A 13,479-nucleotide genomic window follows, 5' to 3' on the forward strand; every position below is an offset into this window, starting at 1 on the left:
CGTACGCTCCGGGCCGCGAGTCGTACGTTCTCCCGCGCGAGTTGTACGTTCCGGCGGCCCGGGAGGCGGCTTTAGCCCGCTAAAGCCGCCTCCCCGCCGGTGGTGCGGCGAGCGGATAGGGTGGCCGCATGCCTCGGGTAGCCGCCATCGACTGTGGGACCAACTCCATCCGCCTGCTCGTCGCCGAGCTGACGCACCGCCACGACGGCACCGTCGACCTGCGTGACCTGCATCGGGAGATGCGGATCGTGCGGCTCGGCCAGGGTGTCGACGCCACCGGCAGGCTCGCGCCGGAGGCGCTGGAGCGCACCAGGGCGGCACTGGCCGACTACACGGTCGCCGCCCGCCGCAAGGGCGTCGAGAAGGTCCGCATGGTCGCCACGTCGGCCACCAGGGACGCGAGCAACCGCGACGAGTTCTTCGGCATGACTCGCGACGTGCTCGGCACCGAGGCCGAGGTCATCAGCGGCGACGAGGAGGCCCGGCTGTCGTTCACCGGCGCCGTCGGCGAGCAGGATCCCGACGACGGCCCGTTCCTCGTCGTCGACATCGGCGGCGGGTCCACCGAGCTGGTGCTCGGCACCTGGGACGGCAGGAAGGCCGAGGTGCTCGCCGCGCGGTCGGTGGACATCGGCTGCGTGCGCATCACCGAGCGCTGCCTGAAGTCCGATCCGCCGTCGGGCGACGAGGTGACCGCGGCCGGCGCGCTGGCCGCCGAGGTGCTGGCCGGGGCGTTCGACGCCGTCGACGTCTCCAAGGCCCGGACCTGGATCGGCGTCGCGGGCACGGTCACCACGCTGTCCGCCGTCGCACAGGGACTGCCGGAGTACGACCGGGACCGCGTGCACCTGTCCCGGCTGTCGCAGGCCGACATCGGCAGGCTGGCCGACGAACTCCTCTCCGTCGACCACGAGACACGCGCGGCCAACCCGGTGATCCATCCGGGCCGGGTCGACGTCATCGGTGGCGGCGCGGTGATCCTGCGGACGCTGTCGGAGCAGCTCTCCCGGCTCGGCGGGCCGTCCGAACTGACTGTCAGCGAGCACGACATCCTCGACGGCATCGCGCTCAGTCTCGCGTAGGCACGACTTTCGTCGGGATTTTCCTCGCTTCGGGTTGCGGCGCGGTTAGGTTGCTGCGGTGAAGAAGTCGAAGCTGTTGTTCGCGGCACTCGCGCTGCCGCTGGGGCTGACCGGGCTCGCCGTACCCGGCACCGCCCTCGCCCAACCCGAACTGTCCGGTCCGGCGACGGAGTTCACCGTCCTCGCCGCCGACGGCCAGGACGTCGCCGCCGCTGAGCGGGCCGTCCGCGCCGCGGGCGGGACGGTCGTGCGCTCCAACGGCGCGATCGGCCTGGTGACGGCCACCGCGCCGGCGTCGGGCTTCACCCAGCGCCTGGCCGCCGACCCCACCGTGGTCGGCGCCGCGCGGGCCAAGCCCATCGGCCACTCGCCGTCCGGGCGGATCAGCCCGGACCCCGACGCCGTCGAGCGCGAGTCCAAGCACCTCGGCGCGCAGGCCGCGCCCCGCAAGCCGAAGCCGGTCGGCACCGACCCGCTGGACGACCAGCTGTGGGGCCTGAAGTCGGTCCGGTCGGACCTGGCCCGCACCGTCCAGCCGGGCGACCGGCGGGTGAAGGTCGGCATCATCGACACCGGTGTCGACGGCAAGCACCCCGACATCGCGCCCAACTTCGACCTGGCCGCGTCACGCAACTTCGTCCGCGACATGCCCACCGACGAGAACGGCAAGGTCGTCGACGGTCCCTGTGAGTTCCGCGGCTGCGTCGACCCGGCCGACCACGACGACAACGGCCATGGCACCCACGTCGCCGGCACCATCGGCGCCGCCGCGAACGGCTTCGGCCTGTCCGGCGTTGCACCGAAGGTGACGCTTGTCAACGTCCGGGCCGCCCTTGACTCCGGCAGCTTCTTCCTGCAGCCGGTGGTCGACGCGATCACCTACGCCGGCGACGCCGGCCTGGACGTGGTCAACATGAGCTTCTTCGTGGACCCGTGGCTGTACAACTGCCAGGCCAACCCGGCCGACTCCCCGGAGCGGCAGGCCGAGCAGCGCACCATCACCACCGCGGTCAACCGCGCGCTGACCTACGCGCACCGCAAGGGCGTGACGCAGGTCGTATCGCTGGGCAACCAGCACACCGACCTGGGCGCTCCGCAGCCGGACACGGTGAGCCCGAACTTCCCGGCGGGCAACAACTACAAGCGCACGATCGACAACGGCTCGTGTGTGACGCTGCCGGTGGAGGGCGCGCACACGATCGGCGTCTCGTCGTTCGGGCCGTCGCAGGCCAAGGCCGACTACTCCAACTACGGCGTCGAGCAGATCTCGGTGTCCGCGCCGGGCGGCTACTACCGCGACTACTTCGGCACCGACCAGTTCAAGAAGGTGGAGAACCAGATCCTGTCGGCCTACCCGCGTAACGTCGGCGTGGCCGAGAAGATGATCGACGCCGACGGCAACGTCACGCCGGACGGTGTGAAGGCCGGCGTGCAGAAGGCCACCGCCGCCGATGGCCGCGTCGGCTACTACCAGTGGCTGCAGGGGACGTCGATGGCGTCGCCGCACGCGTCCGGTGTCGCGGCGTTGATCGTGTCCCAGTACGGCAAGCCGGGCCGCGGCGGGTTCGCCATGGACCCCGACGCCGTGCAGCGGGTGCTGGAGGGCACCGCCGCGCCGATCGCCTGCCCGGTCCCGCGCACCGTCGACTACCTCGACGAGGGCCGGGACGAGACCTACACCGCCACCTGCACCGGCGGGGTGGACTTCAACGGCTTCTACGGCCACGGCGCCGTCGACGCCTACGCCGCGGTCCGCCACGGCGCTCCCTACCTGCGTCCCTGACGCCAGACCGCCCCTTCCCCGCGGGGAAGGGGCGGTCCCGGCTCAGCGGTTGGACGCCGAGCGGATGAAGTCCGCCAGGTCCTTCGACTGCCGCAACCGGGTGGGTTCGTGGCAGTACATCATGTGGCCAGCCGGGTAGTAGGCCCTGTCGATGTTGTCCCGCAGTTCCTCCGGGATGGCCAGGTTCGCCAGTACCTGCTCGGCGGCGAAGTACGGCGTCGCGCCGTCGTAGTGGCCGAACGCCACGTGCAGCTTCAGGTGCGGGTTCTGCCGCATCGCCGCGCTCAGCCCGGCCACCGCGGACACCGCGCGGCCCTCGAACTCCTTGTACGACCACGCCTGGTTGACGTCCATTGACAGCAGCTCGTACGGCAGGTCGCTGGCGTACTCCAGCTCGGCCCGCACGTAGTGGTTGAACGCGGCCGAGTACGCGCCGATGATCCGGGAGATCGCGGCGTCGTCGCTCATCAGCTCGCGGCCACCGTCCGGCTCCCAGGTGGTGAACCGGCCGTCCATGCGCCCGGTGGTCAGTCCCTGGTCGCGCAGCAGCTCGGTGAAGAAGCGCACGTGCTCGATCCGCAGGTTCACCCGGTCCACATAGGACTCTTCGAGCCCGGTCAGCGACGCCAGTGTCCGCACGGCCTCGGTGCGTTCCGCAGCGGACAGCCGGGCGCCCTGGCTCAGCACCCACGGCAGCTCGCGGGCGGCAAACTCCTCGGCGTCGGCGAGGACGTCGTCGAGCGGCCGGTCACCGTGCCTGCCGTGGTAGTGCGCGATCGCCGCGTAGGTCGGCACGAACAGCGAGTACGGCTGGTCGTTGCCCTCGGTGAACCGGATCGTCCCCATGTCGAGCACCGACGAGATCAGCAGCAGGCCGTTGAGGTACATCCCGTGCCGCTCCTGCAGGTGCGCGGCCAGCGCGGCGGCCCGCAGGGTGCCGTAGGACTCACCGGCGAGGAACTTCGGCGACAGCCAGCGGCCGTTGCGGGTCGTCCACAGCCGGATGATCTCGCCGACCGTCTCGACGTCGGGGGTGAACCCGTGGTGGTCGCCGGGCTTCTCGCCGGTGGTCGAGCGGGAGTAGCCGGTGGACACCGGGTCGATGAACACCAGGTCGGAGTGGGCGAGCAGGGTCTCGGGGTTGTCCGCGAGCCGGTACGGCGGCGGCTCGGGGTCGGTCACGTCGCCGGACACCGCGCGACGCGGGCCGAGCAGGCCCATGTGCAGCCAGATGCTGGACGAGCCGGGGCCGCCGTTGAAGGCGAACGTCACCGGGCGCTTCTCGGCGTCGGCGTCGTCCACTGTGTACGCGGTGACGAAGACCTCGGCCTTGGGCAGGTGCCCGTCGAACTTGCCGTCGGTCAGCACCTCCTTGCGCAGCACGATCCTGCCAGCCTGTGCGGTGTAGGCGAGCTTCTTGCGCTTCACGGTGAGGGTGTGGTGCGTGGTCACCAGGTCGTCGGTCGGCTCGGGCTTCGCCTCGGCCTCCTCGACGGTGTCGTTCTCGTTGTCCGGCATGGCTCCAACTTAGTCGCGATGATGTGAAGCATGGACATGGCCGAACTCGACGCCGCGGTCAGCCAGTGCCGTGCCTGCCCCCGGCTGGTGGAGTGGCGGGAGGAGGTGGCCCGGACGAAGCGGGCCGCGTTCCGGGACTGGACCTACTGGGGGCGGCCGGTGCCCGGCTTCGGTCCCCACGACGCGGCGCTGGCGATCATCGGGCTCGCGCCCGCCGCGCACGGCGCCAACCGCACCGGGCGGATGTTCACCGGCGACCGTTCCGGGGACTTCCTCTACCAGGCGCTCTACGACGTCGGCTTGGCCTCCCAGCCGCACGCCGAGCACATCGACGACGGGCTGGAGCTGCGCGGCACCCGCCTGACCGCGCCGGTGAAGTGCGCGCCGCCGGAGAACAAGCCGACGCCTGCCGAGCGGGACGCCTGCAGGCACTGGCTGGCCGACGAGCTGCGCCTGCTCACCCCGACGCTGCGGGCGATCGTCGTCCTCGGCGGGTTCGGCTGGCAGGCGTTGCTCCCCGTGCTGGCAGCCGCGGGCTGGCAGGTGCCCCGGCCGCGGCCGAAGTTCGGGCACGGGGTGCGCGTGACCCTGGCGGGGCCCACGGAGATCACCCTGTTCGGGTTGTTCCATCCGTCGCAGCAGAACACCTTCACCGGCAGGCTCACGCCCGCCATGGCGCGTGACGTACTGAGCGCCGCCGCGGCCGCGGCGGGCCTGGTCTGAGTGCGGGCGGCGACCACTGGACTACCCGCCGCAGCCGGTCCGAAACGCCCGTTTCTGAATCGTTCCACCGGCGCAGCGACGCTGGTCACAGCAACGTGGGGTATGTGAGCGGGATGTCAAGTGTGGTGGGACCATGGACGCATGGCAGCGAAATCGGAACCGACTCGGATCCTGGTTCTCGGTGGTGGCTACGTCGGTCTGTACACGGCGCTCGGCCTCCAGAAGAAGCTCCGGGCCAACGAGGCGTCCGTGACGGTCGTGGACCCTCAGCCCCACATGACCTACCAGCCGTTCCTGCCCGAGGCGGCGGCCGGCGCCATCGAGCCGCGGCACGTCGTCGTCCCGCTGCGCCGGGTGCTCAAGCGGTGCCACGTGCTGACCGCGCGCGTCACCAAGATCGAGCACGGGCGCAAGACGGTGACCGTCGAGGCGGCCGACGGCCACATCGAGCAGCTGTCCTACGACGTCCTGGTCGTCGCGCTCGGCGCCGTGGCCAGGGTGCTGCCCATCCCCGGCCTCGCCGAGCAGGGCATCGCCTTCAAGACCATCGGTGAGGCGATCTACCTGCGCAACCACGTGATGACCAAGCTCGACCAGGCGGCGAGCACGCTCGACCCGGAGCTGCGCAAACGCTTGCTCACCTTCACGGTCGTCGGCGGTGGCTTCGCCGGTATCGAGGCGCTGGCCGAGCTGGAGGACATGACCCGGTTCGCCACCCGGTACTACGAGAACATCTCGCCGGAGGACATCCGGTGGGTGCTCGTCGAGGCGGCGGGCCGGATCCTGCCCGAGGTGCGCGAGACGCTCGGCGTCTACACCGTCGAGCAGCTGGAGAAGCGCGGCATCGAGGTCTACCTCTCGACGGCGGCGAAGTCGTTCGAGAACGGTCATGTCGTGCTCTCGGACGGCACCGAGTTCGACAGTGACACGATCATCTGGACGGCAGGCGTCAAGGCCAACCCGGTCCTCGCCGACTCGGACCTGCCGCTGGACCGCCGCGGCAGGCTGGAGGCGACCGCCGCCCTGCAGGTCGTCGGTCACCCGGACGTGTGGACCGCCGGTGACGTCGCCGCCATTCCGGACCTGTCGCGGACCGAGCAGGACCCGACGGCCACCTGCCCGCCGAACGCGCAGCACGCCGTGCGGCAGGCCCGTCACCTGGCGAAGAACATGATCAAGTCGCTGCGTGGTGGCAAGCCGAAGGACTACTTCCACAAGAACCTCGGCGCCGTGGCCGGCCTCGGCCTGCACAAGGGCGTCGCCGACGCGATGAACCTGAAGATCAAGGGCTTCCCGGCCTGGGTCTTCCACCGCGTCTACCACGCCTACGCGATGCCGACGTTCAACCGCAAGGTCCGCATCATCTTCGACTGGCTGCTCGGCGGTCTGTTCCGCCGCGAGGTCATCTCGCTGGGGCAGATCAACAACCCGAAGGAAGAATTCGCCCGAGTCTCGAAGTCCTGACCGCCGCTTACCCTAGGCTGTTGGCTGCCCCGGTAGCCCAACTGGCAGAGGCAGTCGGCTTAAAACCGACCCAGTGCGGGTTCGATCCCCGTCCGGGGCACGGACCCGCGCCGTGCCGACCAGGTCCGAGGTCTGGACGGTGAAGGTGCGCCGCAGTGCGGCGGGGTTGATTCCGCCGCTCGGGGTGAGCAATGCCTCCAGGCGGCGCACCACCGCGGCGGCCTCGTCCCGCAGTGCCTCGGCGCGCGGGGGTGTGGGCACCATCGCCTGTCCCGCCCGTCCGTTCCGGACCCGCGAGTCCCACCGTCGTGCACGCGAGTTCCACGCTCCGGCACGCGAACTCCACGCTCCCGCACCACCACGACTCCCGACTTTGCCCCCTTTCACGGCATAGTCCGGCGCTGCCGGCCACGGACAGTCCGTTCGATCACAGTGCGAACGCGCGGGTCGTGGTCTGCTCCACGGTGTTGCCCGCGTCGTCGACCGCGGTCGCGCGCAGGGAGACGAACGCCGCGCCGGGTTGCTGCGGCACGGTCACCCGGTAGCCGTCCGCCTCGCGGGTCACCGGAAGGTCCTGCCAGGTACGGCCGTCGTCGTAGGACGCCGCGACGGCGGGCGGCCCCGGCGTCGCAGGGGAACCGTGCTGCCGCTGCACCGTCACCGCCATCGGAACCGGGGCGCCCCCGGGTGCCGCGCCGTGGTCGTCGAGACCCTCCGGCGCCAGCCGGACCGCCAGCAGCGGCAGCGGCTGCCATCCCGCCGCGTGCGCGGAGCGGAACGTCCACACGACGTTCGTCCTGGTGGACAACACCGAGACGTCCTTGCGGAAGGCCTCGGTCTCCAGCCGGTAGGACGCCTCCTCCGGCGGTACGTCGAAGCTGCCCTGGCCGGCCGACGAGTGTTCGCCCACCAGCGCGCCGTCGCGGTACAACGCGGTCCGTCCCGAGTCGACCTCGGAGAACCCGGCGCGGTCGGTGGCCGCGTCGGAGAACAGCGGGATCCGGGCGGAGATCTGGTTGCCCTGGCGCAGAACCCACGGGCCGGTGCCCGGCAGACCCGGCCCGAAGACCGGCGTGTTCCACGACTCGGTGTACCGCAGGCCGGCCTCGTGATCGACCGGGCCTCCGGTGAGCTCAGTCTCGCCGGCCGAGTCGCGGTACTGCTCGAAGGTGCCGTGCCAGGTCAGCCCGTCGGTGTTGTGGAACTCGGTGCGGGTGACCGGAATCCGGAATCCGGTTCCGTAGCCCGCGCCGTAGCCGAGGGTGGGTTCCTGGCCGATCCACTGGCGTATCCCGGATCTGCCCTCCGCCTGGGTGCCGTAGCGGACGCGCACCTCGGCGAGCTGGTCGTCGGCCACGTGGCGGGCGAATCCCGCCGGAGTCTGCCCGTAGGTGAACCACTGCAGGTGGTAGGTGACGGCCGGGTCGCCGCCGGGGCCGGGAACCTGCCACATGCCGCCGATGTCGGCGATCAGCTCGCCGTCGGCGACCGGCGGCCCGGACCTTCCGGTGAACAGCCCGGCGAAGCCGTTCGCGATCAGCCCGGTCACGAGCATGCCGCCTGCCGAGCGGCGCAGGTAACCGAGTCCGGCCACGGCGGGCTGGACGCCCGCTCTGTCGAACGTCACCGCGACCGGCAGCGCCTGCCGCGCGTCGAGGACCACGGTGGTGTCACGGGTGACGTCCACGACGGGCTGGGTCAGCGTGGCGGTGCCACCCTCGCGTCCGGTGTAGACGGTCGCGTCCAAGTGGTACCGGCCGGCCAGCACCCGGATCTCCGCCCGGCCGGAGTTGCCGCTGAAAACCCGGTAGCGACGGTGATCGATACCGTACACAAAGGACGCATACGCCTCAGCCGGCCGACCCGCCCGATCGGTGTGCAGCAGGGTCAGCGTGTAGCTCTCCGGTTCCTTGTCTGCCACCACCGGGGTGACGACCTGGATCGTGCCCGCGCTCGCGCGAATCCGGGCGGTGTAGTGACCGTCGGGCCCGGCGGTGGTCGGTGCCACGCGGACGGTCACCGTGGCGCTGCCGCCCGCCGGCACAGTGACCGAGGACGCCGAGAGGGTGAACATCCCGGCGGGTGCGGGGGAGCCGGTCGGGTCGAGCGAGTCGACGGCCAGCGCCAGCGTGACCGGTTCGCTGCCCGCGTTGTGGTAGGTGACCGGCTTGTCGACGGGCCGGTCGTCGTCGTGCGGCCACGCGAACCGGCCGGCCGAGACGCCGCCGGGGTCGGCGACGACGTCCTGGCTGACCGCGCGGTACGCGTCGATCCTGCCCGCGCCCTGCGCGTAACCGCCGACGCCGTCGCGAGGTCGTGCCGAGGACATCAGGGCCGCCTTCAGCCTGCTGCCCGGCCAGTCCGGGTGCCGCTGGGCGAGCAGGGCCGCGGCAGCCGTGACGTGCGGGGCGGCCATCGACGTGCCGCTCTTCTCGGTGTAGGCGGTGCCGAGCTGGCCGTGGGTCCGGTTGGCCCTGGCCGCGGTGATCGCCACGCCGGGAGCGGTGACGTCCGGCTTGAGTGCCGCGTCGCCGAACCGGGGGCCGCGGCCGGAGAAGTCCGCGAGCACGTCGGACTTGTCCACCGCGCCGACGGCCAGCGCGGCGTCGGCCGTGGCCGGTGAGCCGACCGTCTCGTCGCCGTAGCGACCCTGGTTGCCCGCGGCGACCACGAACAGCAGCCCGTACTTCTCGGACAGGCTGTCGACGGTCTGCTCCAGCAGGTCCCTGCCCGGGGCGTCCGGGCCGCCGAGGCTGAGGTTGACGATGTCGGCGCCGCTGGTCGCGGCCCACGTCATCCCGGCGAGGACGGCGGACTCGGCACACGTGTCGCCGTCGCAGACCTTGCCGATCATGAGGTCGGCGTCCGGCGCGGCGCCGCGGAACCGGCCGCCGGACCGGGCTCCGGTGCCGGCGAGGATGGACGCGACATGCGTGCCGTGACCGACGGTGTCGCCCGGTCCGGTCTTGGTGAAGTCGCGTACTTCGGCGAGCCTGCCGTCGAAGTCGCCGTGCCGGGCGTCGATGCCGGAGTCGAGGACGGCGACCTTCACGCCCTTGCCGGTGTACCCGGCACGCCACGCCTCCGGCGCCCCGATCTGCGCGACGCTCTCGTCCAGCCGGACCGGGACCCGGCCGTCGAGCCACACCTTCCGCACCCCGGGGCCGATCAGGCCGCCCCACAGCCCGGCGAGGGAGTGTTTCGCCAGCCGGGCCGCGACCGCGCCGACGGCGGGCACGGTGTCCCGCACCGGCGTTCCGGCCCGGCGGACCGCGGCGTCGGCGCCGTCGCCCTGCACGAGTACCGGCAGGTCGGCGCGGCGGTCGTCGCCGTAGCCCTGCCGGAGCAGCCCGGCCACGTCGAACAGCCGCTCGTCCAGCCGTCCCGCGCCGAGCAGCGGCACGGCGTCGGACGGCAGGACGGCGAGGTGCTCCCCGGTGGCGTCGGTGTACTGCTGGGTGCGGAAGGTGATCCGGTCCCGGCCCGGCCCGGCTTCCACGTGCGGCATCAGCCGCGGCCCGATCCGGCGCACGGTCACCCGGTCGCCGGTCAGCAGGGTCACGCTGCCCTCGATCCCCGGAACAGGCGGGACCCCGGTGGCTGGGGGCCCGCCCGCGACCGGCACCACCGCGGTCGTGACGAGCGCTGTCACGACCAGGGCGGCGTCCCTGCCGATCGTCATCCCTGCTGGCCGAAGCAGAAGGCCTGGCTGCCGAAGCTCCAGCACTGGACGGTCTTACTCGTCGAGTGACTGTTACCGGCCCGGTCGGTCACCGTGAGCTTGGCCGTGTAGTTGGCCTGCCGGTTCGGATAGGTGTGCGTCGCCGTGGCACCGGTGCCGGTCTTGCCGTCACCGAAGTCCCAGGCGTACGAGGCGATATCGCCGTCGGGGTCGGTGGAGCGGGTGCCGTCGAAGGTGCAGTTCGCCCAGCTGCAGTTCGCGGTGAACTGCGCCGTCGGCGGCTGACCGGCCGGGACGCCGATCCGGACGGTCCGGACGGCATCGTCGGTGTTTCCGTCGTTGTCGGTGACGGTCAGGGTGACCTGGTAGTCGCCGTCGGCGCCATAGGTGTGCGTGGGTGTCGCACCGGTACCGGACTTGCCGTCGCCGAACGTCCAGGCGTACGAGGTGATCGAACCACCCTCGTCCGACGAGGCGGACGCGTCGAACCGGCACTCCCGGGTGGCCTGGTCGCAGTCGGCCGAGAACTCGGCCACCGGCTTGCCCGGCTCACTGGAGCCGCCACCGGCCAGTTCCCAGACGGCCCAGGAGATGGCGTCGGAGTTGCGGCCGAGCGCGGTCTCGTCGAGGTTGGACATCGTGTCGCAGGACTGGTGGTAGCACCGGTCGTAGGCCACCCCGGCCTGGCCGCCCCACTTGTCCGCCTGGGCCTGGGTCTTGCGTTGCTCGGCGCCGGTGAAGATGCCGCCGGTCTTGATCCCTGCCCGCTGGAACGACGCACTGTCACTGCGCCCGCCGACGCTCTGCCCCTCGGTCGGCACGTTGATCTTGGCGAAGTAGTCCTTGATGGTCTGTTCGATGGCGGTGTCGTCGTCGTTGTAGACGAAGTATCCGGCGTTGGGCGAGGCGACCATGTCGAAGTTCAGGTACGCCTGGATATGGCCGCGTTCGGTGCCGGAGAGGTTGTCCACGTAGTACCGCGAGCCGTTGAGGCCGGCTTCCTCGTCACCCCACCAGCCGAAGCGCACGGTCACCGGTGGGTTCGGGTTGGCGGCGGCGAATGCCTCGGCCACCGCGAGTACGGCCGCCGACCCGGAACCGTTGTCGTTGATCCCCGGTCCGGCACACACGCTGTCCAGGTGGCCACCGGCCATGATGACCTTGCTGGGGTCCCTGCCGGGTAGTTCGGCGAGCACGTTCGCGCTGCGCCCGCCCCGGCCGGAGAACGGCTGCTCGGACACGGTGTATCCAGCGGCTTCCGCCTTCTGCTTCACGTAGTTCACCGAGCCGGTGTAGCCGCCGGACCCGGTGCACCGGTTACCGCCGCCCTGGTTCTCGGCGATGCTCTGGAACTGACGCAGGTGTCCCAGTACGGCGTCGGTGGAGATGTCCGGTGCGCCGTTGGGCAGGTCGGCGGGCTCGGCCGCGGTTACCGTGGGGCCGGTCAGCCCCCACAGCGCGGCCACCACCACGGCGAGGGTCGCGGTCATCCGTCTCATCGGGGACTCTCCTCGGGCAGAAGGCGGACTTTCGCACAAATGTGTGCGTGCCTCGGTCGACCGAACAATCCGTACCCCTACGCAGAAAATCCGTAGTCGATAACGAAATGGCAGACGGCCAAAAAGATGCGGGGGGTACGGATAGGTACCCCGATTGTTCCCGCCGGGCGTCCGGCCGAATCCTCGGATGACCGGAGCCCGCCGTGCGGCTTCGGGCGATGCGAGGGAGCAACGCATGAGACCAGTTCAGTTGGCCCGGTTCGGCAGGGCTGCCGGGCTGGCCACGGTGGTGGCGCTGATGACGCTCACCCCTGGCCTTGCCCAGGCGGTCGAACCGGGCGACCCCGCGTTCGAGGCCACCACACCGATGCTGGCGGAGCCGGCGGAGGGCCCCACGACGCAGATCGTCGGGGGCGAGAAGACGACCGTCGCTCAGTATCCGTATGCCATCGCCATGCTGCGTGAGGGCGGATCGCGGCCGATGGGGCAGACCTGCACCGCGTCGGTCGTGGCGCCGAGGGTGATCCTCACGGCGGCACACTGCAAGGACGGCCAGGGTGCGAAGTCCATGTACTACGGGGCAGACGACCTGACCGTCGGCGGCGGCACCAAGATCGAGGTCGAGGAGTACCTCCAGCACCCGAACTACGATCCGCCGAACGGCTGGCAGACCGGCTACGACGTCGGCATCGTGGTGACCAAGACCGACGTGCCCGTACCCGCTGGTTACAAGTTCCCGCGGGTGGCCGACTCCAGCGACGCGTCGCTGAGCGACCCCGGCAAGGACGCCCTGACGCTGGGCTACGGCCGGGTCAGCGACGGTGAGAACCAGTACGCGCACCTGAAGAAGGCGACGCTGCCCATCGTCGACGGGCAGGGGGAGTGCAGCTCGTTCGGGTCGTTCAACCCGTCGTACATGATCTGCGCCGGCTATCAGGACGGCAGGCACGGAATCTGCCAGGGCGACAGCGGCGGCCCGCTGGTCGTCGACGGCGTGATCATCGGCGTCAGCTCGTGGGTCAAGATCGGCTGCGGGAGCTACGGCGCGTGGGGCCGGTTGACCAACGGGATGGGCGACTGGGCCAACGAGATGATCGACAAGTACAGCGAGCCGACCGAACCGGGCGCGCCGACGGCGTCGTTCACGGCGGACTGTGCGGGGACGTTGAACTGCAAGTTCGACGGCTCGGCCTCGTCGGATCCGAACGGGTCGATTGCTTCCTACGCCTGGGATTTCGGTGACGGCAAGACCGGTCAGGGCGTGGCGCCGAGCCACAGCTACGCGACCGCCGGGCAGTACACGGTGAAGCTGACCGTGACTGACAACGAGGGCAAGACGGGCACGGTGAGCAAGAAGGTCAGTGCTGGTGCTCCGCCCGCGGGTGAGCCGCCGACGGCGCAGTTCACGGCGAACTGCAGCTGGGCGAACTGCACGTTCGACGGTACGCGGTCGACCGACCCGGACGGCGATATCGCCTCGTATGCCTGGGATTTCGGTGACGGCAAGACCGGTACCGGTGCCACGGCGACGCACACCTATCCGAACCGGCAGGCCAACTACACGGCCAAGCTCACGGTGACTGACAGGGCCGGTAACAGTCACTCGACGAGTAAGACCGTCCAGTGCTGGAGCTTCGGCAGCCAGGCTTTCTGCTTCGGCCAATGACGCCGGAAGCACCTTCTCCCCAACCCCCGAAAAGGAGTTCCGACGTGTCTCAGCAACACAGT

General features: G+C 70.8%; 8 protein-coding genes and 1 tRNA gene. 6 read left to right on the forward strand and 3 right to left on the reverse strand.

The window, feature by feature from the left end; genetic code table 11:
* Positions 1-128 precede the first annotated feature (128 nt).
* Together EWH70_RS13805 and EWH70_RS13810 are read left to right on the forward strand one after the other, a co-directional pair.
* A complete protein-coding gene (locus EWH70_RS13805; RefSeq protein ID WP_130475752.1) occupies positions 129-1,082 on the forward strand; it encodes a Ppx/GppA phosphatase family protein in 954 nt (317 codons plus the stop codon).
* Positions 1,083-1,140: 58 nt separating this feature from the next.
* A complete protein-coding gene (locus EWH70_RS13810) occupies positions 1,141-2,865 on the forward strand; it encodes a S8 family serine peptidase (protein ID WP_130475753.1) in 1,725 nt (574 codons plus the stop codon).
* Between the two features lie 42 nt (positions 2,866-2,907).
* Here EWH70_RS13810 and EWH70_RS13815 read toward each other — a convergent pair whose 3' ends face one another.
* Complete coding sequence (locus tag EWH70_RS13815; protein WP_130475754.1) at positions 2,908-4,383, reverse strand: S10 family peptidase; 1,476 nt, start codon at positions 4,381-4,383, stop codon at positions 2,908-2,910.
* Positions 4,384-4,413: 30 nt separating this feature from the next.
* Between EWH70_RS13815 and EWH70_RS13820 the strand changes: the two genes are divergently transcribed.
* From EWH70_RS13820 to EWH70_RS13830, 3 genes are all read left to right on the forward strand, one after another.
* Positions 4,414-5,106, forward strand: a complete 693-nt coding sequence (locus EWH70_RS13820; RefSeq protein WP_130475755.1) for a uracil-DNA glycosylase — start codon at positions 4,414-4,416, stop codon at positions 5,104-5,106.
* 141 nt (positions 5,107-5,247) lie between these two features.
* Entirely contained in the window at positions 5,248-6,570 is a 1,323-nt protein-coding gene (locus tag EWH70_RS13825) for an NAD(P)/FAD-dependent oxidoreductase (protein WP_130475756.1), read from the forward strand.
* A 26-nt stretch (positions 6,571-6,596) separates the two neighbouring features.
* Positions 6,597-6,670: transfer RNA gene (locus EWH70_RS13830), tRNA-Leu, on the forward strand.
* A gap of 327 nt (positions 6,671-6,997) precedes the next feature.
* Here the strand turns inward: EWH70_RS13830 and EWH70_RS13840 are convergent.
* The gene (locus EWH70_RS13840; RefSeq protein WP_130475757.1) at positions 6,998-10,252 is read right to left on the reverse strand and encodes a S8 family serine peptidase; all 3,255 of its coding nucleotides are present in this window, start codon (positions 10,250-10,252) and stop codon (positions 6,998-7,000) included.
* Entirely contained in the window at positions 10,249-11,751 is a 1,503-nt protein-coding gene (locus EWH70_RS13845) for a M20/M25/M40 family metallo-hydrolase (RefSeq protein ID WP_165436266.1), read from the reverse strand. The genes EWH70_RS13840 and EWH70_RS13845 overlap by 4 nt, the downstream gene beginning before the upstream one ends.
* Before the next feature lie 235 nt (positions 11,752-11,986).
* Between EWH70_RS13845 and EWH70_RS13850 the strand changes: the two genes are divergently transcribed.
* Positions 11,987-13,417, forward strand: coding sequence for a PKD domain-containing protein (locus tag EWH70_RS13850; RefSeq protein WP_165436267.1), 1,431 nt, complete (start codon positions 11,987-11,989; stop codon positions 13,415-13,417).
* Positions 13,418-13,479 lie beyond the last annotated feature (62 nt).

The sequence above is a fragment of the Amycolatopsis suaedae genome (genome assembly GCF_004214935.1).
GTDB lineage: Bacteria > Actinomycetota > Actinomycetes > Mycobacteriales > Pseudonocardiaceae > Amycolatopsis > Amycolatopsis suaedae.

Bases quoted from the DNA above. Each gene is read 5' to 3' on its own strand.
- EWH70_RS13850 (WP_165436267.1), top strand. From the start codon at position 11,987: ATGAGACCAGTTCAGTTGGCCCGGTTCGGCAGGGCTGCCGGGCTGGCC.
- EWH70_RS13840 (WP_130475757.1), bottom strand. From the start codon at position 10,252: ATGACGATCGGCAGGGACGCCGCCCTGGTCGTGACAGCGCTCGTCACG.
- EWH70_RS13825 (WP_130475756.1), top strand. From the start codon at position 5,248: ATGGCAGCGAAATCGGAACCGACTCGGATCCTGGTTCTCGGTGGTGGC.
- EWH70_RS13845 (WP_165436266.1), bottom strand. From the start codon at position 11,751: ATGAGACGGATGACCGCGACCCTCGCCGTGGTGGTGGCCGCGCTGTGG.
- EWH70_RS13820 (WP_130475755.1), top strand. From the start codon at position 4,414: ATGGACATGGCCGAACTCGACGCCGCGGTCAGCCAGTGCCGTGCCTGC.
- EWH70_RS13815 (WP_130475754.1), bottom strand. From the start codon at position 4,383: ATGCCGGACAACGAGAACGACACCGTCGAGGAGGCCGAGGCGAAGCCC.
- EWH70_RS13805 (WP_130475752.1), top strand. From the start codon at position 129: ATGCCTCGGGTAGCCGCCATCGACTGTGGGACCAACTCCATCCGCCTG.